This window comes from Phocaeicola sp. (assembly GCF_057861905.1).
This window is the reverse complement of the sequence record NZ_DBMACV010000013.1, coordinates 37,290-57,822: the sequence shown is the minus strand read 5'-3', so window position 1 is coordinate 57,822 and position 20,533 is coordinate 37,290. Positions and strand designations below refer to the sequence as shown.

Sequence of the window (20,533 nt, the reverse complement as noted above, 5' to 3'; positions counted from 1 at the left end):
AACCGGAAGGTGGAATTTAACAACCCGACTCTTGAATTTACCCACCGCACGGCACGCGTGACAATCGAACTGAAGCCCGGCACGGGATTCACGAGCGTCGCTGGTGCCACGGTGAGCCTCGTGAGCCTGTCCGCCGATAACGGCAACCCGACCGCCATCAAGACCTACAACGCAAGCGGCAACACCTACGAGGCACTGACCGCCCCGCAGACCGTTGCGGCAGGCAAACCGTTCGTCAAGGTGGAACTCGGCGGCGGCACCTTCTACTTCCGTCCGCAGAACAACGTCGTATTAGAAGCGGGCAGCCGCTATAAATATACCGTTAAGGTGAACACCACCGGCCTGACGTTAGAGGGTTGCACCATCGGCAGCTGGGTTGACGGCGGCGGCGAGAGCGGCGAGGCTGAGGATTTGGGCTATTCTATACAGAACGACGGCAGTTACATGGTCTATAACGCTGACGGCCTACTGGCATGGAACAAAGCCGCACAAAAGGACGAATCGATAAATTGCACCCTCACCGCCGACATCGACCTGACGGGTAGGGATTGGACACGGATAGACACATGGCCTAGCTACTCCGGCGTCTTTAATGGGCAGGGACACCGCATTACGGGATTAAACTTTTCAGCAGCGACTACTGAACTTTTTGGGTTATTAAATGTACGTGGTGTGATAAAGAACCTACAACTCATAGATGTGAATCTGTATGGCAGTAGTGGATCAGCAGCTGGAATAGTGGAGCAAAATGAGGGTCAAATCATTGCCTGCTCTGTGACGGGAAAAATTTCTGCATATGGTAGAACTTGTGGTATAGCCGATTTAAATTATGGCAGTATCACAGCTTGCTGGTTTGACGGCACATTGAAAGATTATGAATCTGGAGCTATAGTGCGTTTCAACTACAATACTATAACTTCCTGTTATTGGGGAGGCAATGCCGAGCGAGGAGAATTCCGTAATTTTGGAGGAACGGTAGATGCCACGAAGGTGGACGGCGCGACCGTGAAATGGCAGACAGCCGTCGACGGCATGAACATCGCCCTCACCGACAATGACTACCAGTGGGCACTCGGCACAGACGGTCTGCCCGTACTGCAAAAGAAACAATAACAACCCCTAAACAACACGCATCATGAAACGAACAACCATCCATATATCCGCAGCCATCGCCCTGCTGCTCGGCCTTGCCGCCTGCACACAGGACGAAGCGGGCTTCCTACCAGAAGGGGCGGAAGGCACACCCATCGTCTTCACCGCCACGGGGCTGAACCCCGCCGCGACAGCCACCGCCGGCACCCGTGCCCCAGCGGATGGCAATTGGACGGGTGTGCAGAGCGTGGCAGTCATGATGGACGGCATGGTGAAGACGTACAACGTGACGCCCTCCACCGCCGACCCCACCAGCGCCACACTGACCTCCACCGACCCGTACTACTGGACCAACCACAACGACATCACCGTCACGGCGTGGTGGCCCTACACCGCTGGCGAGACAACTCCGCCTGCGGTAAAGGTAAAAGCCAACCAAAGTGCCCAGAAAGACTTTGAGGGCAGCGACCTCATCGTAGCCGACGGACAGACGGTGACCTACGGTAGCCCCACGCTCCGCTTCACCCACCGCACGGCACGGGTGACCATCGTTCTGACGGACTACACCGAGGGGCTGGCATCCGTGCAGCTGACGGGCCTCTCCACCGAAGGCGACAACCCGGATATAATCGTCCCGTATGACAAGGGCAGCAACACCTACACCGCCATCGTAGCCCCGCAAAATGTGGCAGCTGGCACGGCCTTCATCGTCTGCACCTTCACTAACGGCAAGACCTTCGTTTATAAGATGAAGAATGCTACCGACTGGCAGGCGGGCGGTGAATATACCTACACCGTCTCCCTCGCTGCGGCAAAAGACCTGGGCTATACCATAGAGAGCAACGGCAGCTACACCGTGACCTCCGCCGATGGCCTGATGAATATAGCCAAATTAGTGAACGGAGGTAAGACCGACATTAACATTACCCTCGACACAGACATTGACCTCACAGGCAAAGACTGGACACCGATAGGCACAGACTACGACAACTCATACAAAGGCACCTTCGACGGTGGCGGCCATACCATTACGGGGCTGACCTTTACGACAAATGACGAATATGCGGGTCTGTTCGGCTGGCTCAATAGAGCTGGTACGGTGAAGAACGTGGTGATGGAGGGCGTACAGATAACAAACCATCAAATATATGGCGGCAGTATTGGCGGCGTGGTAGGATATAGCTGGGGCACCATTGAAAACTGCTCGGTGTCGGGCAGCGTCAGCGGCACGGTGTATGTCGGCGGTGTGGTGGGTGTTCAAATAGGCGGTTCCATCACCGGATGCAGCTCCTCTGCCACAGTGAAGGGAATGGTCGATGTCGGCGGCGTGGCAGGTCAGACGAATTCGAGTGCCACCCTGACCGCTTGCTATGCCACGGGCAACGTAATCATAGAAATGGACCCCAAAAAGAATATCGCTGGCGGCAGTCTGGTGGGAATGAACGCAGGAAGCAGCCTCCTTGCCTGCTATGCCACGGGCAACGTAACCAGTACGGGTAGTAGCACTGGCTATATGCATATCGGCGGCTTTTTGGGAAATAACTACACCACCGTGACCGCCGGCTATTGGAAGAACAATCATGAACAAGGCATCGGCTACAATAGGGAAAGCACCGGAGCCACGAAGGTGGACGGCTCTGTCGTTACCTGGCAGAACGCCGTTGATGCCATGAACACCGCCTTGCAGAACGCAGGCTCAGAGTGGCGTTACGAACTTAACGGAGCATTGCCTACCTTGAGGAAACAGTAAGCCGTTGCGGGCGGAAATGTTCCGCCCGCAACGAACATTAACCGAAGTATAACCCCAATAAAAAAAGGAGGACGTGATGGAACACACGGAGAATCCACCATATAGGTTTTGGCATCAAGGCATTGTTAATAATAATATAGACTCCAGTGTAAATATGGAAGCTGTAAGCCGGACATTGCCAAGATTGGTGCTCATTAAAGGCAACAAATCAAGTAATTAAATTAAAAACATGGGACTTTTTCACAGAGACAAGAAAAATAATGACGATGAGCCGGACAGTGTTCAAACCAATGTAAGCGGTTGAGCAAATACATCTTGTCATAATATCCTTTCCCGCTTATCTTTGTGTGCAAAAAGGATTTATGGCAAAATATATGACAAGGGAGGAGTTTTTCCATATTCTTCTTCGACAACGCCAAAGCAACTTAACGGTAAAGGACTTTTGTGCGAATGAAGGATATAACCGTTCCCAGTTTTACGACTGGCGCTCACGTTTCAATATCTCGGACGAGGAGCTTAAATCCGGAAGTGTTCCCACAGCTGGCATGGATGGTTTTGTTCCGATAAGCATAGACAACAACAATGTATCTGCACCAACGTTTCAGTCCCAACCTGCCTTGTGTCCGCAAAAGACAGAGAAAACTTCCGGTAAATGTACTGACAACTCGGAAATATCCCTGGAGCTTCCCAACGGGATTAAAATGAAATTTAAGGGCACGGGTGGCTGTAAAGCCGCTTTGAGCCTGCTCACTAAACTGTGTGGAACATGTTTTGCCTGAACGACTCCACGCGTTACTTTTTATGCCCCGGCAGTACCGACATGCGTAAGGGCATGTTCAGCTTGAGCGGTCTGATCCGGGAAAAAATGAACGGGGATGTCCGGAATGGAGATGTGTACATTTTTATCAACAGGCTGAAAAACCGTATAAAGCTTCTGCACGCAGAAACGGGAGGTCTGGTGATGTACGAGAAACTGCTTGAGGAAGGAACTTTTAAAATCCCCGCTTATGATCCTGAAACCCACTCGTACCCCATGACATGGAGTGATCTTGTCATCATGGTGGAAGGCATCAACGAGGACAAACGAAAGGGAAGGCAAAGACGGCTCTCCGATCAGAAAAGACACTGGCAAATATCTGTAAACAAATAGCTTGCCGGCTTGCTTTTCCGGTTGTTTTTCACTACCTTTATACAATCAAACAGGATATTGAATGACAACGAAAGAAGATATGCCGAAGCGGGTGACGGACCCCATGCTGGAACAGCTTGCCTTGCTGATGGAGACAAACCGGAAGCAAAGTGAGATCATCGAGTCCCAGGCCAAGACCATAGAGGAGCTCCGTGCCACGATAGTTGAACTGAACGCTTCCCTTGCATGGTTGAAAAGGAAAGTGTTCGGGAAGATGAGTGAGAAATGCAATCCTATAAACAACGGGGACCCCATGCTCCCTTTTGATTACGGCGACTTGGGACAGATAGAGGCGGAAATCGAAGCGGCCAGAAACAAGGCGGCGCAGATTATCACCCCCAAACCCCAAGTCGCCGGTAAAACTCCACGCCGCAACCGGATCATCATGGACGACCTTCCGGTCGTGACGGTTGTCATCGAGCCGGAAGACCTCGACCTTGGCAAATACGTCAAGATAGGCGAGGAACACACCAGAACCCTTGAGATGAAACCCGGGTATCTCTATGTAAAAGACACGGTACGCCCCACGTATGCAATCAAAGACGAAACGGAGGCAGTTGAAAACGGGAAGCGGATGGTAGTTACCGCTCCTTTGCCGTTGATGCCCATATATAAAGGTATGCCCGGGGCTTCCATGCTCGCGGAGATACTTTTACAGAAATACGAGTATCACGTTCCGTTTTACCGGCAGGTCAAGCAACCGGAACACCTGGGAGTGAAACTGTCGAGAAACACGTTGAATGGCTGGTTCAAGCCGGTCTGTGAACTTTTAAGACCTCTTTACCTTGAACTCAAAAAGAAAGTCCTCTCCTCTGACTACATACAGGTGGATGAAACCACTCTCCCGGTCATAGACCATGACAGGCATAAGGCGGCAAAGGAGTATATCTGGATAGTACGAGCGGCGGTGCCGCGCCTGCTCTTCTTCCATTATGCCAACGGATCGCGTTCTCAAAAGGTGGCGGTCGATCTTTTGAAAACGTTCAAAGGATACCTCCAGTGTGACGGCTACTCCGCTTATGACGCTTTTGAGAACCGGAAGGACGTGCGCCTGTGCGGATGTCTCGCACATATCAGACGCCACATAGAGTCATGCAGGGAAGAGAACCGGGAATATGCCATGCAAGGACTTAAATTTATACAAGATCTGTATAACGTGGAGTATATGGCTGATGAGCGGCAACTCTCCTATGAGGAACGTGCAGCGCTACGGCAACGTCTGGCCGGTCCGCTACTTGACGCCTTCGAGCTCTGGCTTCAAAACACATACCCCAAAGTGCTTAAGCGCAGTCTGATGGGGAAGGCTATAGCCTACGCTTATCCTCTCATACCAAGAATGAGGCATTATCTGTACGATGGAAGAATTTTTATAGATAACAACAGGGCGGAGAACGCACTTAGACCTATGGTTTTGACCAGAAAGAATATGCTGTTCTGTGGAAATCAGCAAGCGGCTGAAAACACGGCTGTCATCTGCTCGTTACTCGGTTCCTGTAAGGAATGTGGAGTCAATCCACGTGAGTGGCTGAATGATGTAATCAGCAAACTTCCCTATTATCTTACTCCCAAGTCAGAGAAAAAACTCACCGAGCTCCTTCCTGACAGATGGGGTGGATACCGACAAAGCCACGACACTCTCCCGACAGTCACGGGAATGTCTATGGACAATCCCAGGACTGTCCATAGACAAACTGTACACGCAACCTGAAACTCTGACGAACCGATAAGTCTTACCACTGCACATATACATAACTCAAGCAGAGTGATTTCTCTTGGGAAAAATCAAATGTACAAGATGTATTTGCTCAACCGCTTACGTTCTTCTATACGTTCATAAAGGAAGCTGTCCGAAATAATTCAGCAGTGCATAATAACAGTCGCAGAAGAACTCACAGGAGCGTTTCTCGTTTTGGTACGAGAGGTTCGACTTGGAGGGAGCACATGGGATGCCCAAGTGGTTCAAGTTGCCGTTGGCTGAATGCAGGCCGTTGCTGATTTCACGCAATGGCACGTAGTCGACGAACTGGCAGAATATCATGCTTACAAGTGGCTCAAGAAAAGACTGGAACGACTTTCACCATCTGCTGTTCTTTAAGTTAATTGCAACAAGTTCAAATCATCAGTAACCAATCCATCCAATACATGTTGAATTTTATCAGATATGGCCTTATCTATGCCATACGTGACGCACAATGATTGAAATTTGCTTACAGCATCGAACACCTGTAATATCTTCTTTTCAGGATTTTCCACAAAATCCTCGGCGAAATTGACAAAATCACTTGTGGTCAAGGCCGATCTCTTGCCCATCACACCCATAGAATGAATATGTGCAGAAGAATTTTCCCATGTATTTGCCGTGAACATTACATCATATGCAGGTGATAAACGCCACCTCCCTGTCTTATCCATGATAAACGATATGTTCTTATTATAGTCATCAGATATACCTGCGACATAATTAAATACCATTCTGATAAATATCTGATCTTTGTCTTCCTGGGGAAGTTTCAGAGTCTCTGCCAGCCAACATAGCTTCATATAATCATCTGCACCTGGCATAATGGCCGCAAGGGGCTGGCTAAGAATCTTGTCTCCATCCTTGCGATCAAATCTTTCCGTTACGAAATGATTTCTTCCATCAATCTCTTTCAGAAAGCATGACACCATGTTGATTCCTGCCGCCTTTGCCATTTCGCTATATACCATTTCTATCTCTGTGGTAGGAGAGTCATCTGCTTCTTTAAATTTTATGATATACTGCTTAAAATTTTCAGGCAAATCCTCCTGACCGGAACGGAACTCTTCCGTTTCGAGGTTATAGGCAACCACCGCCTTCGGGCGCATGCCACCGGCAGAAGTTCCGAGATATATTAACTTCTTCATCGTGAGGCTATCCTCCGGTGATATGACAGCAGCATCTCGATCATTATATATTTTAGAAGCCAAAGTTGCCAATGATGACATGTTTACTGATTCATGGATGGCATCATCATTAAATTCCGGTTCAAATTCCAATGCTCCCATAGCCCTCTTGCCAATATAAGAGAGCTTCAATAGGGGCAATGATTCCGTAACCTTTATATTGTTATCCGTGAGCCATTGGTCAAATAGGGAAGCCCCCCATTTGTCAGGAAGCGCATCTGCAAGAAATTCCGGAAGCCCTTGATATAATTTATCTTTATTCCCATAGAAAGACGCAAACAAAGGGGTTCTCTTAGGATGTGTGGAAGGACATATATCATAATCTTGTTTCCTATACTCATCCGTAAATTGGAATACAGAACAATGCTTTTCAAAGTCCCAATTCAATTTGCCAATACAAGTTCCCCACAGATATACATTCACTATAATTGGCTCTTTCTTCATACCATCTTACGTTTACTGTTAATTCTTTGTATTTTCTTACCTGCCTCAAATCCGCAACTAAGCCCTTCAACGTCCTTCTTGCGTGTACACGTCCTCTCATTACTGAATTATCAGATAAATTGAGGCAGAAACACCCACTTCTGCCTACAACATCCCCTTACCCCACAATGCGACTTGAGACAATACGCAGTATCATACCCATAAGTTGTAGGCGTTATCCAAAATCAGTCTGAAAAATATCTGCGTAAGCATTGTTACAGGTATAGATATTCAGCACATACCGCCTTGATGTCCTGATCCACTTGGCTGGTACAGAGATAAACCTGAAGACAAACGCTTTTATGCGACTTGTTGCATTGAGTCCGAACCTCTTTACGTCAAGTCTTTGGATAATGGCCTTGTAGAAGTTACGGATAAGTGCTGTAAGAAGAAGGAACACAGTGTTCTCGGCCATGAAGGATTTGGGCAATCTGTCCCACCCGAAACCATTGTTCATATCATCAAAGATACGTTCCTTTCCTCCACGAAGGTTATAGAACTCGACAATTTCTCTTACGGAAGATTCATAGTCGTTAGTCAGGATACAACGGTATGTGTATTCTCCTTCCCAAAGATCCTGCACACCATCCATCCGTTTCTGTCTTTGAATCACAAGTCGGTATGCTTTACCCTTCCACTTCTCAACAAGGATAGAGTTCAATTCAAACTCAATGCCATTGATTTCCTCAGTCTTCCAGCCTCTGAGAGCAAATATGTCATTGTAGAGCGAACTGCAGCGGTTAGTGCGGATATAGAAGGACTTGCAGTGTTTCTCTATTTCCTCCACGATTTCCTCGGAACATGATCCGCAATCAGCTCTGAAACGATTGATAGTGAGCCTGTTCTGTTCAAATCTCTCAAAGAACCTCTTCAGCGTGTCCTTCTGATGAAAACGAAGGTTTTCGTTAAGCCAGATGAGCAGAGCTAAGTTTACTTAAGCTCTGCCATGGCGAGAAAACGTGCCATGAAATGGAACTTTTGTGTTACCATCGCTATTCTCAATGCCAACAATCAAGTCACCAATAACCGCCACGCCAGGGCGATAACCAGAGAACTTCTTGTATGTAGGCTTTGCATCATACTTCTCACCCTCTTTCAGTTGGTCAGATGCAAACATACAATTGAGCAGTAAAGTATTGAGAGTGTCAGCCGTGTTGAAATCGTAGTTCTTACCCGTATCTGATGTGTATGAGATGTTTTCTTGCGTCAGTTCCTTTATCGCTCTGAGGATAGTATCAGAACTACAAGTATGAAGTGTCGGATGAAGCGAGAGATGGTTCATCAAATGAGTAGTGACATCCTCAATACATGAGCCACCACAGAAGTAGATACTCATGAGAGAACGGATGATTTCGCTGTACTGATAACCTAACGATCTACACCTTAGACCGAGGGTTGAGTCGATTACAGATGACAATGTGGAGTCAAATTGCTCATCAGGTAGGGCGGAAGGATTTCGAGGAATTTGGACGACGCATAGGGTTGGGCAATAAATTGATAAAGCGTGAGCTTGATGAGTTTGTCAAAGAGAAACCATTGGTGCAAGTATTGATAGACCGTTCCTTTTTATCGGAAGAACTGAAAAAGTAATATAGGATGTCTATGGGGTACAGGTGTAAGATGCTTTCTTTCTGATGAAGGGCGGATAAAGCATTCTTCAGGAAAGTACTTCTCCTTTTCCCATACCGGTCATACCGTTAAAACTGATTGATAATTATGACGCGTATGTTGGCCGGTATGCCTATCTTTGTGGCAATGAAAACAGAGAAAGGATTGATTTTGTAAGTATTATCATGGCAAAAGAACTGATTCGTGTCCCTAGGGTGCTTGGGGAAAGCTATAATTCCGTGCTGATTGAACGGTTGTATGAGGCAGGTGGAAATGTCATGCTCGATCTGATCATATACCTGGGCAGCTATCACCTCAAAGACTTGTTCGGGACTTCCTGGTTCTCCGTAGAAGACTTCTGCCGTAAGATGGGGTATGACCGTACCAACTTGCAGCGCAAGCTGGATAGCCGGCAGCTCGCGGCCATGTTCGGAAAGAATATGCAGCCGGAATATGTATGTACCGACACGGCAGGACAGAGAATCAGCCATCCTATCGAGACGGTTTTTGAGGCGGCTCTCTATAAACTGGGATTGGAGAACCTCTGCTATCCGACCATTGGCGAGGATGGCCGTACATCCTATAATTTCGTGCAGATCTTGAAACGTTTCGACATAATGACCGATTTCAAGACGAAGAAGTCAACGAAAAGGCTGTACTCGGCAGTGGTAAGCCCGGAGATAAAGAATTTCATGTTCTCGCTCTATAACCTCTTGGAACTTCAGGATTACCGTAGCCTGCCCAGCCGTTACCGCTATTTCTATCTGGAACTTTCCAAGATGGTTTACCTGATCAAGTATAAGACCACCAAGAATGAGGCTCCTTTTTATGTGCTGACAGTCGATCAGCTGGCTAAAAAGCTCGGCATAGAGATTGCCGAACCCAAAGACCGGAAAAAGAAGGTCGCCTCGATACTGAAAAAGATGAATACTTACCTGAAATATACCAATTTCAATTTCTCTTTTGTGAAAGGCGATCATGAGAGATGGGCATATACCGTGTTGTTCTCGTTTCCTAGGCATACGCTGCACTATTTTGATGAAGGACAATATGCTGTCGTGGTGAAGAAATTCTATAAGAACCTGCTTGGGCTGTATGTCGAGATTGCCTACCCGGACACGGATATGGCTGTCAGGAGGAAGAAGATCAAAGAGGTGGAGGAAGATGCCGGACTGTATAAAGAGTTCCTTTTATGGGCAAACTCCCCGGAAAGCGTAGAAAAGAAAAAACAGATATATATCAGTGATTTCGTGGCTGTATTCGGCAGGTTTCCGGAAGGATGGGCACAGGAAGAGTTGGAGAGTGCCAATGGAACGGAAGTTGCTCCTGCTCCTGAAGAGTTCATATCTCCGGAGACGGACGGGGCGGTGAACATGGACGATCCAGCTGTGTAGAACCGTCCACGTTTCACGGTTTTTTATAGAATTAGTTGTGTAGAAGTGTCCCTATTGGGGTGATTAGATGTGTGGAGTCATCCGCTTTGCCTGTTTTAGTTGTGTAGAAGTGTCCCGTTTGTTGCTTCTAGTTGTGTAGAACCGTCCACTCCTTTTGCTTTAGTTGTGTAAAAGCGTCCGGTTTCACTTGTCAGCTGTGTAAAACCGTCCACCCGTTAATGAAGGGAATAGGTAATCCCTGTTTTTTTTATATGTCGGTATATCAGTGAAATAAAAGAGAGAAATTTTTAAATAAAAGGTATCGGCTGTGTAAAACCATCCACCAAAATACATAATAAAGACCTAAACTCCTAACCCCTTTAAATATCCCCAAAGCGATAACATAGAAATGACTGGGAAAATAAATTTTCCCTTCACATGCCCTATACGTACTTTCGGAAAAAGATTTTTCGGAAGTATGTGTTGATTTTCACGTTTTTTTATATGATTGGAAGGCGGTTCTGTTCATCTTCTGTATCCGAATTAGTTTTTCAGGGCGTTCCCTTCTGACCGGGCTATTCGTTGCAAGTCCTCGTTACCCTCCAGGCTTTTCCCTGCTATCCCTAACGCTCTACGCTCCGGCTATGCCGGAAGAGAGGTATGATGATTTTTTCCTGAACTGATAGGAACATTGCGAAGGTAGGCGTGGCCGGAACGCCCGATATTGAAAAGCCAAATCTCCATCCTCCCATTCCGGGAGGTAGTATTTACCAGTTCAATCCCGTTCTGATCCGTCTTTCCCGCTTTCTCTTCAATGCACTGTTCCCAATCAGTTGAGGAAAAATTTATGGTTGGGGCGACAAGCGATGTTTGCGAGTATTAATCTTTTAATTTTTGGCAGTATGAAAACGAAGAGAACCGTATTTGAAGTGAATGACGTTTATCGGGTGATGGAAAACAGCGAGTTGATTTATACCTTGACGAACAGTGAGAAACTGAAACGTGAAGAATATAAGTATGAACAGATGGAAATAGAAGGATTGTGCTTGTCTGATGTACTGGAAACACTAACACCCAGCCGTAAAAAAGTCGCTTATGCGGCGATTGAGCTATATAAACGGCTGAAAGAAGGGCAAGTTGAAAGTCCTGCGCTTTTATCCAGCAATAATGTTTATAAAATGATGCATCCTGTTTTGTGCGATATAGCTACTGAAGAGATGTGGGTGCTGTTGCTGAACAGTTCGTCCAAACTCATCCGTAAAGTCCGTATCTCATGCGGCGGGATAAATACCGCCCCTGTGGATATACGGGTTATCATGAAGCAGGCATTGTATTATAACGCCGTATCTTTTATCATGGTACATAACCACCCATCAGGAGCACGCAAGCCCAGCAGTGCGGATGACCGCTTGACGGAAGCAGTTAAAAAAGCCGCTGAAACATTAGACATCCGTTTGGTTGACCATGTGATTGTGGCAGGCAATAACTATTATAGCTATGCGGACGAGGGAAGATTGCAAAATAGGTAAGGTGGACGGGAGAAATCCCGTCTGCCCGGGATTTCGGCTTCGGGGTTCTTTTTTGGCAGTCACCCCAAAAAAGAACCAAAAAAATGCTTCCCGGACTATCGGATGCGACATCGTAAAATACGCAAAGACGTGGCTTTTCAGAATAAATACATATCTTCGCGCCAAAGGTGATCGGAATGAATGTATTTTCTACTTTTGATACAGGCGTTATGGTGGCTCTCTTACTGGGCATTGAGTTTCTTAGAAGTGATATCCGAACGATTCTCTATTGTAAAAGGAATGATCCCAGGATTCTTAAGAGTTGCTTATATACGCTGCTTATATTATTGACCAGCCTTTATTCTATTGTGGCCGGAGCCATGCTTCATCCGGAACCCGTACCTGTTTATGAGTTGATACCCGGTTTTCAATATGGGGTTTATGGCTTTTCTTTTTCGTTTATATTGCTCGCTGTTGCATGTCTTTATCGTAAAACATTACCTTTTGTCCTTTTGGGCTACGCTATGATATATGTGATCGGTGTATTGATACCACTACTTAGGTATGTAGTGTCTATGATGGATTATTTCACTCGCACAAGGGTATAGCAGGTTAATTTCTTGATTGTATCGGATTGCCCTTTCTGTGGGCTGCCTCCCCCGGCTTCTTTCCTCCGATCCGAGTCCGGCTTTTTGCTCGGCAAAGGTTTCGGGATTCCGCAAATGGCAAGTTACGGCCATGCGCCTTTACTGTATGGAAAATAACGATGAAGAAGTGTCTTCCCGACATTTTCCATAAGTGAAACTTGGCTTATTGCTTGCAATCCAGACCTTGATATGCCGAAAAAAGGCTCAGAACTCAGATGGGGAATGACATCAAAAAAAAGGTCGGCTGACCAAAGACCTTCCCGATACAAAAAATGAAAAGGTCTTGAATCTAGCTGAAGAATAAATCAGATGTTCAACTTAAATAATGCTAATATGGAAAATTTGATTACACAAATCAACAAAGAGAGATTGGTTAATAGCGACACAGCTCTTATGATGAAGGAATTATACTATTACGTGCCTTGTGAGTATTGGTATGACAAACAGGATAGGCTACGCACCGATATTGAGGGAAGGAATACCCCGATGTATATGTGCGAGTGCCCGACACTGGCAGCATGTATCCAATGGATGATACAGACTCGTGAATATACGTTTCAAACAGAACAAAACGTGGCGGTCTGGCATGTGGTTGTGAGGGCTGGAGATTATGTGTTGTATGACTCCGAAAGTAATGCGGACGCTTTTTGTTGTTTGGAAGAAGCATTGGAAAAAGCGGTACAGGAGTGCATGGAGTTATTGTATTAAAATTAAAAAAAATCAGTCCCCGTGAAGGGGACTTTCCTATAATCTTGCTGAGAGGTGGAATTGCAGACGATCTTTGAGAATCATCTTTGAAGGATGGGCAGAGGTTTATTCGTTATTTGTTATTTTTGTTCTCGGATTTCAGCGCAATTCCATTCCTTCTTAATAGGCGATATACTGTTCCGCTACTGCCTATGTTTAATATTTTCTGTATCTCCCTTACCGGCGTTCCGGATTCATAGAGTTGGATGCAGCTTTTCTGCTTGGCGATGTTGTTTTTGTTGATAAGTGTCTTTCTGCCGAATTTGACACCTTTTTCCTTGGCGATTCTTCTGCCTTCTTGGGTTCTCTCATAGATAAGGTCTCTTTCAAACTGAGCGAAAGCACCGAGAATGTTGTTCATCAGTTGGCCGATTGCGCCTTCCGTACTGATGTTGTCTTGCAGTGAGGTGAATTGGATGCCCCTATTCTTGAAATCTTCCAATAGCGTAAGGATATTCTTCAGCGAACGGCCAAGCCGGTCCAGCTTATATACGACAAGTGTGTCGCCTTCCCGGAGAAAGCTCAGGCAGGCATCCAGTTCCGGGCGGTTTTGTTGACGTCCGGTCATTTTCTCAGAGAAGATTTTCTCGCATCCGGCAGCCTTCAACGCTTCCAGTTGCATATCCAGATGTTGTTCCTTGGTGGAAACACGGGCATATCCTATTTTCATCCTGTTTTCGTATTTAAATGTGTAATGAAGGTTTTAATTCTTCACTTTTTCAAATATGAAGACATTAATTCTTCATATTCCTCACGGCTGTATTGGTTGAACCCCTTTTGCTTCATTGCCAAAAGAAGCCTTTCCAGTTCTCCGATAGTCACTACCTGTTTGCCGATAACGGTAAATTGTTCCCATTCTCCCTTTTCGTTGAGCAGGTATTCCCGGTGTGCAAAACAGTAAAGAGAACCATCGATGTCATTCCGTTTCTGCCATTGACGCAGGTGCTTCAAACTGGTGAAATCACGGGTGACAGTACGTGGAATGGGAACCAATACGTCAATTTCCATCTTGAATTTTATATTCTCTTCCGCTTCTCGCATGGGTGATTAGCTTATTTCATAATACATCAATTATCGTATGGGCAGGAAGTTCCAGTTTGGAGAAAGCAAACATTTTCTTGCCCAAATCCTTTAGCGATGCCCCAATATGATATACTTCCGTATTATCAATGATTAAGAAGCGGTCATGACTACTTTTGTAGGTTCTAGCTTCAATGGGAGGATATTGGTCATTGTGTTTGTTTAAATCAAGTTGGAGCTGTGCGTTTATTTTGTGTATAAATAGTAGCTGATACTCCACTGTTTCGTTTGCTCAACATGAGTAACACGGATTCATCTACATAGTTGTCGATAAGCACAAGTGAGCATTTGGCAGACTTTATTAAATCTGTAGCAAACTTATACGCATCGAATATCTGACCGTCAAAGAATATACCTTCCACCGGAGGCAATGAGGTGCGTACAAAGAAGTCTATCTTTGCATCATGTTCAGCAATGGTTTTCTCTATTTGGAAGAATCTATTGTTCATTCTATATTCCATGTCATTGAGCCGTTGGTTTATAGAATAACCTTTCAATAAATATTCTTTTAAAATTTTATTTGCCCATTGCCTGAATTGCGTACCTCTTACGCTTTTAACTCTGTATCCAACTGAAATTATTACGTCTAGACTAAAGAACTTGACAGGCTTATCGGAATTAGCAATGTGCAAAAAATGCACATTGCTTTTCTCTTCCAATTCCTTTTCCTTAAAAACATTATTTATATGTTTGGTAATAACGGTTCTGTCACGTTGAAAAAGTTCTGCTATCTGCGCTTGTGTGAGCCAAACGGTTTCATCTTCTAAACGTACTTCCAACCTTACAGCTTCATCCGGTTGGTATAGTATGATTTCTCCTTGCTTCTCCATTATATGTTTCGCTTTTATTATATTGTTGCAAATGTACGAAAAAGAAACGTTATAAAGTCTGTTTTTTCCGTAAGTATTACCTTAAAAATTTGTTCCCTTTTTATTTTAATAAAACAGAAACATTCTGCTGTCTTGTTGTTCATAGTTGGGGTATCAAATAACTAAAATTCAAATGGAAACATTTTAATGCACGTTTGTTTGTTAGAAGCCGGAGAAAAGGACACAAGACATGATAAGAATCATATGTCGGGGAGCGCCGTACGGCAAGGGGATACACCAGCACTCTCGACGAGTGAAGCCGTTGGCCGGGTTATCGGTGAAAATGGGAAAAAGTTAGTTTTTCTTTTGGTGTTGTTATAACTTTATCTATATTTGTATCGTGATAATCAACTTATAAAGTTATAACATTATGGTAACGAATATTATTCAGATTGGAAACAGCAAGGGGATAATACTTCCTTCCGAAATATTGAAACAGTTGCGTTTGTCCTTGAAATCGACTGTGAGCGTTTCTTTGGACGGGAACAATATTGTGATAAAGGCACAACCACGGCAGGGATGGGCGGAAGCTGCCAAACGTGCCCATGAGAATGGGGATGATGAGTTGCTTATCCCTGATGTGTTTGAGGATGAAAAGTTTGAGGATTGGACATGGTAGAACAGTATGGAGTGTATTGGGTAGAGTTAGACCCTACCCGTGGGGGTGAAATGGCAAAGACACGGCCATGTGTTGTTGTCACTCCTTCAGATTTGAATATGTACCTTACAACAGTAGTCATTGTTCCGATAACCTCCACGATAAGGAACTATCCTTACCGGGTTCTGTGTTCTGTAGCCGGGCGTGAAGGAGAGATAGCCACTGATCAAATTCGCACGGTGGATAAAAGCCGTATAAAACGAAAAATTGGAGAACTTAACAACAGGGAAATAGAGGAACTGAAAGAAGTGTTTCGACAAATGTTTTGTGAATGATGGAAGAGAAAGAGAATAAACCTACTTGTAAGGATTTTGCGGAGTATCTTAAAAAATGTGCCGAAGCCTATGCCAAGCATGGGAGCCAGGAACTGACTAACAGTGATGGAGAGTACCAGGATATCTTTGATGATCTGTGCCAGCTTCATGGAGATTTTGACCATGGAGCAAACCGAATCATCTCTTTAAAGGATATGTTTATAGAATACTTTAATGTAAAGTAACACTCCATTGGGCGAGGGCAGGGCTTGCTGCGGATGCCAGACTTTAAATAATCCATTGGATTAATTATCTTTGCACGCTAATTTTCAAATTATAAAGAAATGACTAAATCGGAAATCGTAAAGGAAATATCTGCCAGAACCGGCATCGACGGCAAAGCGGTGCTTGCTGTTGTGGAAGGATTCATGAACGAGGTAAAGACTTCGTTGGGCAAGGAGGAAAATGTCTATCTTCGTGGATTCGGTAGTTTCATAGTGAAGAAGAGAGCGCAAAAGACAGCCCGGAATATCTCTAAGAATACTACTATGATTATTCCGGCTCATAACATACCGGCATTTAAACCGTCTGACGAATTTTTGACAATGGTAAAAATGGGTAAACAATGAAAGATCAGTTACGATTATTGAGAGACTGTATCAATAATGATCGTCCGGCAGTTGTCTTTCAGGGAGACGATTTTTGCGCTCCTGAGATCTTGGAGGCAGCAAAAGAAATTTATCGTAAACATGGTTGTTCCGAAGAATTTCTTTTTGACTGGCAGCTGCTTATCAATGAGGTGAAGGCTTACCAGTTAGAAAGTCCGGCAACTGTCAAATTGCCGAAACTCTCCCCAACAGAAACGGAACTGGTGCGGGAAGAGATGACTAAACGCTAAAAAATATTCTCGTTTAATACGCACCTTTTATTCTTCAGGCAGCGTATTGAACGGGATGGGATTAAAATGTTGGCGAACCTGCTTTTTTCGAAAGTTCCTGCCAATAGTTGAAGTCACCCGGTGAAAGATGCTCTTGCATCCAGTCACGCATACCAATATCGTTTCTTTCGTTCACATATCTCGTAAACGGAATCATTGTCTTACATGCTTCAAATCCGAGCATTCTCATATGGCGTGAAATATTGGGAGGAAGATCTTCCAACCACTCTTTATAATACATTATCAATCTGTTTTCTTGGATTGGAACCGCTTGTTGGTGATAAATATAGCTGGCGTTTCCGATTCTAATATCTCTGGCCTTATTTTCCCGTTCTTCTTCAGGTAGCCGACTTAAATATTCAGCTTGCGCTATTCTGCATTTGGAGTTTGGATGTTCCATGGTATCTTATATAATTAAGACTCTTCAATGATACGGTTCATCAAATCACATATTTTTTGGCAGCTATGACGGTCTGCGCAAGCAGGATAGGGGCATTCCTCAAAGGATGCCTGATTATCCGTAACTATGAAACCTCCGGAACGACATACATAACTTACCGGATGAAAATAAATATCTTCCTTTTTCGGTCTATAAGTACATAGTCTTATAAGGCTGTTCAGCTCTTTGCAAATTTGCTCACATTTTTCTTTGGGATAATGTGGCAAATCACCGAATGCTTCGTAGGGGACAAAGGCAAATGCTTTGTCATCCCACATGACAGGTGTGTAATTCTGTACCATTTGTTATTTGGAATAAGGATGGCTGGCAGATTCCGTATTTCTGTATCAGTTAGGTAATCCGTCACTATTTAAGTGCGCCTGGGCAAACTCCCGGAGGTTCGTTTCGGCAATGCACTTTTCATAAATCTCATCCAATACTTCTTGCATATTTTCTACTTTATTGAATTTTAAGGGGCTGCCGTTTGTTGCGGCTTGCCTTTCCAGTTGTTCGATGATACTGGGAAATATCCCACGCAATAAACCGACGGTAGCTACGGCTGTAGCTGGTTCTACCTCTATTGTAATCTTTTTCTTTTCCATATCGTTGTATTATGTTATCAAAAGTAATAATTATTAGGATATTGGTAAGCATTTCTTCTGAAAAACTTTTTAAAGATATTGTTTTAAGATGGCATACTGTGTTTTTGCGTTCACGCAGTATTCTTTCCCACCCTCCCCTTCATCGGAATGGCTGTTCTCATTCCCGGCTTTCCCGTAGTCATCCGCTATGCGGCTGATTATGGGTAAACCAGAAAAGAGAAGTTCCAAACGTGGGCGGGATTGCAATGGTCATCATCCGGAGCTTCGGCATTGCCGAAACAACCTCCTTCTTCCGTATTGCAGTCCCTTCCTTTTACCGTTTGTCCCGGCAGTCCGTTGCTAACCCGTTCCCCCCTGTCACAGGTGGCAGGGAGATAGGAATACGATTTTGCAAGCAAAACCGTATGGTTTGTTTTACTTTCCGTACTGCCCTTTTCCTTGTTTTCTGCCTCCCCTAATGTGCATTTTTCATAGCTCCATCTGAGACCCTTTGTTTTTGAACGGCAAATTTATTTCGGTGGATGGATACGAAAGAGTTCCGGTCTTCGCCCTTTGTACCGAAAAAAATAACGCCGGACGGCTTCGCTGTCCCCAACATTTTTTGTCGTCCAAAACTTTTCTAAATCCCTCCTTCCTTATTGATGCGTGCCGTAAAAAAAAGGCTCATAAACTCAGATGGGGCATGAAAGCTCAAAAAAAAGTCGGCAGAAAGAAAAGGCCATCCCAGAAAGGGGTTTTAAAAAAAGGTCTTTAAATCTAGCTGAAGCATAAAATTAAAAGTTTAACAAACTAAAAAAAACGAGTTATGTCACGAGTACACTATTTAGAAGGAGATTATGAACAGTTGGTTATTAATGAAACGATAGACGGTCTTTTTTCCAGTTATCGTATAGACCGCAATTCATTGCCAAAAGGATTTTTCCTTTATGAGATTAGATGGGATGACAGCTTATCTTCATTGGCAGAGATTTGCCCCTCTGTGGTGGTGAATCATGCAGGTTCGTTCATAACAAAGTCACCCCTTGAATTTGATGCGAACAATAGCATACGGATAACTTATGCCAATTTTATCGAGTTCTGCCAGTTTGGCGAGTGGGCTTATGAGAAACTGGCTGTATTGGATTGTAATTCCGGTAATGTTGCTGTGATAAGCCCAGACAGGCGATTACAGACCGCTGAAGAGATTGAGATTTTTCTGAGTGAGCATTGTGGCTATCATCTGAGTGAGATTAATTGGATGGTGATGAAAGGCGATGTGGTGTTTTTGAACGAGAACGATTTTTAATGAGTATAACCGTAACTGCCTCTTGGAATGGGGCAGTTACATAAAATATTATAAGTATGAAATGGATAGATAAGATGGTAGAACGCATTACCCGAAAAGAAACAGCTTTAAATGACCGCTTTTGTGTAAATCGGCATACGGTTGTATGTCAGAGTGGTACGACTGATTATGTTTCTGTAACGATTGATAATACCGATGGTTTTGATTTCGATTTTTGGACAAAACAACTTTGTTTTGAGAAGGACTGTAAATATCGCTCGGAGATAAAAGCGGCTTTTGATAAAATCTATGGCACAAGGAATATAGAATGTTGTGAATAATGAAATCAGAATAGTATGATACCAAAGGAGATAATGAAACTTTATGAAAAGCTTGCTTTCAGTCGGGGATATGAAGAAGCCTTTCGGGATTTTTTGGATGTTTGTCTTTACTATTTGTCTGTCGGGATGTTGGCAGAGGATTACCGTAGAGTGGAAAAAAGATATAAGCCATATGAAATGGAACTTTTTGTTCAAATGTTTTATAGGGTGTCTGAATATTCGGAAGGATTTTGCGATGTCTTGGGAGATATGTTCATGGAGTGTGTCAGTCATGGGAATAACGGACAGTTCTTTACCCCGATACACGTTGCTGATTTGATGGCATGTATGGGGGAAAATAGGCTGAAACCTAAACAGTCGGTCTGTGATTCGTGCTGTGGTTCCGGCAGGATGCTACTTTCCGCTGTAAAAAAATGTGCGGAAGAGAATGATGGAGGAAGGCTTTTTTGTTATGGCTCGGACATAGATTTGATTTGTGTAAAGATGACTGTTGTCAATCTGATGATGAATAGCGTACCCGGTGAAGTCGCATGGATGAATACATTGACAATGCAGCATTGGAGAAGTTATCATATAGATTTACAGTTGATAGCCGGAGTATGGTTACCTATTTTAAAGATAACGGAAGCAGGTGATACTTCTTTTGTTAGGAAACTTGAAAATGCAATGGAGGATAATTCTGAATTGAAGAGGTCGATTCAGAGCAACGCAAGGGCTACGCAGCTGACTTTTGATTTTTGACAAGATAAATATGTAAAAAGGATTTT

Annotated in this window: 24 protein-coding genes and 4 pseudogenes; 18 read left to right on the top strand and 10 right to left on the bottom strand. The window is 44.4% G+C overall.

The window, feature by feature from the left end; genetic code table 11:
* From ACZM60_RS04400 to tnpC, 5 genes and pseudogenes are all read left to right on the top strand, one after another.
* A partial coding sequence (locus ACZM60_RS04400; RefSeq protein ID WP_489520888.1) for a fimbrillin family protein occupies positions 1-1,113 on the top strand: 1,113 nt, incomplete at its 5' end.
* Between the two features lie 22 nt (positions 1,114-1,135).
* Positions 1,136-2,842 (top strand): fimbrillin family protein, encoded by a 1,707-nt coding sequence (locus ACZM60_RS04395; RefSeq protein ID WP_489520887.1) that lies wholly within the window; start codon positions 1,136-1,138, stop codon positions 2,840-2,842.
* A 362-nt stretch (positions 2,843-3,204) separates the two neighbouring features.
* On the top strand, positions 3,205-3,621 hold the full coding sequence (tnpA, locus tag ACZM60_RS04390) for an IS66 family insertion sequence element accessory protein TnpA (RefSeq protein WP_008997427.1): 417 nt from the start codon (positions 3,205-3,207) through the stop codon (positions 3,619-3,621).
* Entirely contained in the window at positions 3,609-3,992 is a 384-nt protein-coding gene (gene tnpB, locus ACZM60_RS04385) for an IS66 family insertion sequence element accessory protein TnpB (RefSeq protein ID WP_008771462.1), read from the top strand. The genes tnpA and tnpB overlap by 13 nt, the downstream gene beginning before the upstream one ends.
* 103 nt (positions 3,993-4,095) lie before the next feature.
* A pseudogene (tnpC, locus tag ACZM60_RS04380) lies at positions 4,096-5,640 on the top strand (IS66 family transposase); the annotation flags it as partial.
* Positions 5,641-5,874: 234 nt separating this feature from the next.
* Here tnpC and ACZM60_RS04375 read toward each other — a convergent pair.
* The 3 genes and pseudogenes from ACZM60_RS04375 to ACZM60_RS04365 all read right to left on the bottom strand — a co-directional run.
* Positions 5,875-6,105 (bottom strand): annotated as a pseudogene (locus ACZM60_RS04375) (DUF4372 domain-containing protein); the annotation flags it as partial.
* 17 nt (positions 6,106-6,122) lie between these two features.
* The gene (locus tag ACZM60_RS04370; protein ID WP_008771460.1) at positions 6,123-7,400 is read right to left on the bottom strand and encodes a type II toxin-antitoxin system HipA family toxin; all 1,278 of its coding nucleotides are present in this window, start codon (positions 7,398-7,400) and stop codon (positions 6,123-6,125) included.
* 214 nt (positions 7,401-7,614) lie between these two features.
* Positions 7,615-8,874, bottom strand: a pseudogene (locus ACZM60_RS04365) (IS1380 family transposase); the annotation flags it as partial.
* Here ACZM60_RS04365 and ACZM60_RS04360 point away from each other — a divergent pair.
* From ACZM60_RS04360 to ACZM60_RS04340, 5 genes are all read left to right on the top strand, one after another.
* Positions 8,856-9,029, top strand: a complete 174-nt coding sequence (locus ACZM60_RS04360) for a hypothetical protein (protein WP_224201638.1) — start codon at positions 8,856-8,858, stop codon at positions 9,027-9,029. The pseudogene ACZM60_RS04365 and the gene ACZM60_RS04360 overlap by 19 nt on opposite strands.
* A gap of 203 nt (positions 9,030-9,232) precedes the next feature.
* A complete protein-coding gene (locus tag ACZM60_RS04355) occupies positions 9,233-10,441 on the top strand; it encodes a hypothetical protein (RefSeq protein ID WP_005868786.1) in 1,209 nt (402 codons plus the stop codon).
* 881 nt (positions 10,442-11,322) lie between these two features.
* The gene (locus ACZM60_RS04350; RefSeq protein WP_005868785.1) at positions 11,323-11,949 is read left to right on the top strand and encodes a JAB domain-containing protein; all 627 of its coding nucleotides are present in this window, start codon (positions 11,323-11,325) and stop codon (positions 11,947-11,949) included.
* A 176-nt stretch (positions 11,950-12,125) separates the two neighbouring features.
* Positions 12,126-12,536, top strand: coding sequence for a hypothetical protein (locus tag ACZM60_RS04345; protein WP_005868783.1), 411 nt, complete (start codon positions 12,126-12,128; stop codon positions 12,534-12,536).
* 348 nt (positions 12,537-12,884) lie between these two features.
* Complete coding sequence (locus tag ACZM60_RS04340) at positions 12,885-13,283, top strand: hypothetical protein (protein ID WP_005868782.1); 399 nt, start codon at positions 12,885-12,887, stop codon at positions 13,281-13,283.
* A gap of 112 nt (positions 13,284-13,395) precedes the next feature.
* Here ACZM60_RS04340 and ACZM60_RS04335 read toward each other — a convergent pair whose 3' ends face one another.
* The 3 genes and pseudogenes from ACZM60_RS04335 to ACZM60_RS04325 form a co-directional block, all read right to left on the bottom strand.
* Positions 13,396-13,992 carry a recombinase family protein gene (locus ACZM60_RS04335; protein WP_005868781.1) on the bottom strand — a complete coding sequence of 199 codons (597 nt, stop codon included), beginning with the start codon at positions 13,990-13,992 and terminating at the stop codon, positions 13,396-13,398.
* A gap of 41 nt (positions 13,993-14,033) precedes the next feature.
* Complete coding sequence (locus tag ACZM60_RS04330; protein WP_005868780.1) at positions 14,034-14,363, bottom strand: hypothetical protein; 330 nt, start codon at positions 14,361-14,363, stop codon at positions 14,034-14,036.
* Positions 14,364-14,379: 16 nt separating this feature from the next.
* Positions 14,380-15,232: pseudogene (locus ACZM60_RS04325) on the bottom strand (virulence RhuM family protein).
* A gap of 409 nt (positions 15,233-15,641) precedes the next feature.
* Here ACZM60_RS04325 and ACZM60_RS04320 point away from each other — a divergent pair.
* The 5 genes from ACZM60_RS04320 to ACZM60_RS04300 all read left to right on the top strand — a co-directional run bounded on the left by ACZM60_RS04320 (position 15,642) and on the right by ACZM60_RS04300 (position 17,081).
* Positions 15,642-15,890 (top strand): AbrB/MazE/SpoVT family DNA-binding domain-containing protein, encoded by a 249-nt coding sequence (locus tag ACZM60_RS04320; RefSeq protein WP_008771457.1) that lies wholly within the window; start codon positions 15,642-15,644, stop codon positions 15,888-15,890.
* Positions 15,884-16,204: a type II toxin-antitoxin system PemK/MazF family toxin gene (locus ACZM60_RS04315; RefSeq protein ID WP_008771456.1), complete on the top strand. Its 321-nt coding sequence runs from the start codon at positions 15,884-15,886 to the stop codon at positions 16,202-16,204. The genes ACZM60_RS04320 and ACZM60_RS04315 overlap by 7 nt, the downstream gene beginning before the upstream one ends.
* Positions 16,201-16,428 carry a hypothetical protein gene (locus tag ACZM60_RS04310; protein ID WP_008771455.1) on the top strand — a complete coding sequence of 76 codons (228 nt, stop codon included), beginning with the start codon at positions 16,201-16,203 and terminating at the stop codon, positions 16,426-16,428. The genes ACZM60_RS04315 and ACZM60_RS04310 overlap by 4 nt, the downstream gene beginning before the upstream one ends.
* 99 nt (positions 16,429-16,527) lie before the next feature.
* On the top strand, positions 16,528-16,812 hold the full coding sequence (locus tag ACZM60_RS04305) for an HU family DNA-binding protein (RefSeq protein ID WP_008771454.1): 285 nt from the start codon (positions 16,528-16,530) through the stop codon (positions 16,810-16,812).
* Entirely contained in the window at positions 16,809-17,081 is a 273-nt protein-coding gene (locus ACZM60_RS04300; protein ID WP_005868772.1) for a hypothetical protein, read from the top strand. The genes ACZM60_RS04305 and ACZM60_RS04300 overlap by 4 nt, the downstream gene beginning before the upstream one ends.
* Before the next feature lie 61 nt (positions 17,082-17,142).
* On the opposite strand, the gene ACZM60_RS04295 is transcribed toward ACZM60_RS04300, so the two are convergent.
* The 4 genes from ACZM60_RS04295 to ACZM60_RS04280 form a co-directional block, all read right to left on the bottom strand.
* Positions 17,143-17,520, bottom strand: coding sequence for a hypothetical protein (locus ACZM60_RS04295; RefSeq protein WP_008771453.1), 378 nt, complete (start codon positions 17,518-17,520; stop codon positions 17,143-17,145).
* A 14-nt stretch (positions 17,521-17,534) separates the two neighbouring features.
* Complete coding sequence (locus ACZM60_RS04290; RefSeq protein WP_008771452.1) at positions 17,535-17,861, bottom strand: hypothetical protein; 327 nt, start codon at positions 17,859-17,861, stop codon at positions 17,535-17,537.
* Positions 17,862-17,906: 45 nt separating this feature from the next.
* The gene (locus ACZM60_RS04285; protein ID WP_005868768.1) at positions 17,907-18,161 is read right to left on the bottom strand and encodes a hypothetical protein; all 255 of its coding nucleotides are present in this window, start codon (positions 18,159-18,161) and stop codon (positions 17,907-17,909) included.
* 197 nt (positions 18,162-18,358) lie between these two features.
* On the bottom strand, positions 18,359-18,559 hold the full coding sequence (locus tag ACZM60_RS04280; RefSeq protein WP_008771449.1) for a hypothetical protein: 201 nt from the start codon (positions 18,557-18,559) through the stop codon (positions 18,359-18,361).
* A 407-nt stretch (positions 18,560-18,966) separates the two neighbouring features.
* On the opposite strand from ACZM60_RS04280, the gene ACZM60_RS04275 reads away from it, so the two are divergent.
* Genes ACZM60_RS04275 through ACZM60_RS04265 form a run of 3 tightly spaced genes read left to right on the top strand, consistent with a single transcriptional unit; the run spans position 18,967 to position 20,507 of the window.
* Entirely contained in the window at positions 18,967-19,446 is a 480-nt protein-coding gene (locus tag ACZM60_RS04275) for an LPD28 domain-containing protein (protein ID WP_008771448.1), read from the top strand.
* Between the two features lie 56 nt (positions 19,447-19,502).
* Positions 19,503-19,766: a hypothetical protein gene (locus ACZM60_RS04270; protein ID WP_008771447.1), complete on the top strand. Its 264-nt coding sequence runs from the start codon at positions 19,503-19,505 to the stop codon at positions 19,764-19,766.
* 15 nt (positions 19,767-19,781) lie between these two features.
* On the top strand, positions 19,782-20,507 hold the full coding sequence (locus ACZM60_RS04265) for an N-6 DNA methylase (RefSeq protein WP_008771446.1): 726 nt from the start codon (positions 19,782-19,784) through the stop codon (positions 20,505-20,507).
* Positions 20,508-20,533: the final 26 nt, after the last annotated feature.

Coding starts and splice junctions, on each gene's coding strand:
- ACZM60_RS04395 (WP_489520887.1), top strand. CDS start 1,136: ATGAAACGAACAACCATCCATATATCCGCAGCCATCGCCCTGCTGCTC.
- tnpA (WP_008997427.1), top strand. CDS start 3,205: ATGGCAAAATATATGACAAGGGAGGAGTTTTTCCATATTCTTCTTCGA.
- tnpB (WP_008771462.1), top strand. CDS start 3,609: ATGTTTTGCCTGAACGACTCCACGCGTTACTTTTTATGCCCCGGCAGT.
- ACZM60_RS04370 (WP_008771460.1), bottom strand. CDS start 7,400: ATGAAGAAAGAGCCAATTATAGTGAATGTATATCTGTGGGGAACTTGT.
- ACZM60_RS04360 (WP_224201638.1), top strand. CDS start 8,856: ATGTGGAGTCAAATTGCTCATCAGGTAGGGCGGAAGGATTTCGAGGAA.
- ACZM60_RS04355 (WP_005868786.1), top strand. CDS start 9,233: ATGGCAAAAGAACTGATTCGTGTCCCTAGGGTGCTTGGGGAAAGCTAT.
- ACZM60_RS04350 (WP_005868785.1), top strand. CDS start 11,323: ATGAAAACGAAGAGAACCGTATTTGAAGTGAATGACGTTTATCGGGTG.
- ACZM60_RS04345 (WP_005868783.1), top strand. CDS start 12,126: ATGAATGTATTTTCTACTTTTGATACAGGCGTTATGGTGGCTCTCTTA.
- ACZM60_RS04340 (WP_005868782.1), top strand. CDS start 12,885: ATGTTCAACTTAAATAATGCTAATATGGAAAATTTGATTACACAAATC.
- ACZM60_RS04335 (WP_005868781.1), bottom strand. CDS start 13,992: ATGAAAATAGGATATGCCCGTGTTTCCACCAAGGAACAACATCTGGAT.
- ACZM60_RS04330 (WP_005868780.1), bottom strand. CDS start 14,363: ATGCGAGAAGCGGAAGAGAATATAAAATTCAAGATGGAAATTGACGTA.
- ACZM60_RS04320 (WP_008771457.1), top strand. CDS start 15,642: ATGGTAACGAATATTATTCAGATTGGAAACAGCAAGGGGATAATACTT.
- ACZM60_RS04315 (WP_008771456.1), top strand. CDS start 15,884: ATGGTAGAACAGTATGGAGTGTATTGGGTAGAGTTAGACCCTACCCGT.
- ACZM60_RS04310 (WP_008771455.1), top strand. CDS start 16,201: ATGATGGAAGAGAAAGAGAATAAACCTACTTGTAAGGATTTTGCGGAG.
- ACZM60_RS04305 (WP_008771454.1), top strand. CDS start 16,528: ATGACTAAATCGGAAATCGTAAAGGAAATATCTGCCAGAACCGGCATC.
- ACZM60_RS04300 (WP_005868772.1), top strand. CDS start 16,809: ATGAAAGATCAGTTACGATTATTGAGAGACTGTATCAATAATGATCGT.
- ACZM60_RS04295 (WP_008771453.1), bottom strand. CDS start 17,520: ATGGAACATCCAAACTCCAAATGCAGAATAGCGCAAGCTGAATATTTA.
- ACZM60_RS04290 (WP_008771452.1), bottom strand. CDS start 17,861: ATGGTACAGAATTACACACCTGTCATGTGGGATGACAAAGCATTTGCC.
- ACZM60_RS04285 (WP_005868768.1), bottom strand. CDS start 18,161: ATGGAAAAGAAAAAGATTACAATAGAGGTAGAACCAGCTACAGCCGTA.
- ACZM60_RS04275 (WP_008771448.1), top strand. CDS start 18,967: ATGTCACGAGTACACTATTTAGAAGGAGATTATGAACAGTTGGTTATT.
- ACZM60_RS04270 (WP_008771447.1), top strand. CDS start 19,503: ATGAAATGGATAGATAAGATGGTAGAACGCATTACCCGAAAAGAAACA.
- ACZM60_RS04265 (WP_008771446.1), top strand. CDS start 19,782: ATGATACCAAAGGAGATAATGAAACTTTATGAAAAGCTTGCTTTCAGT.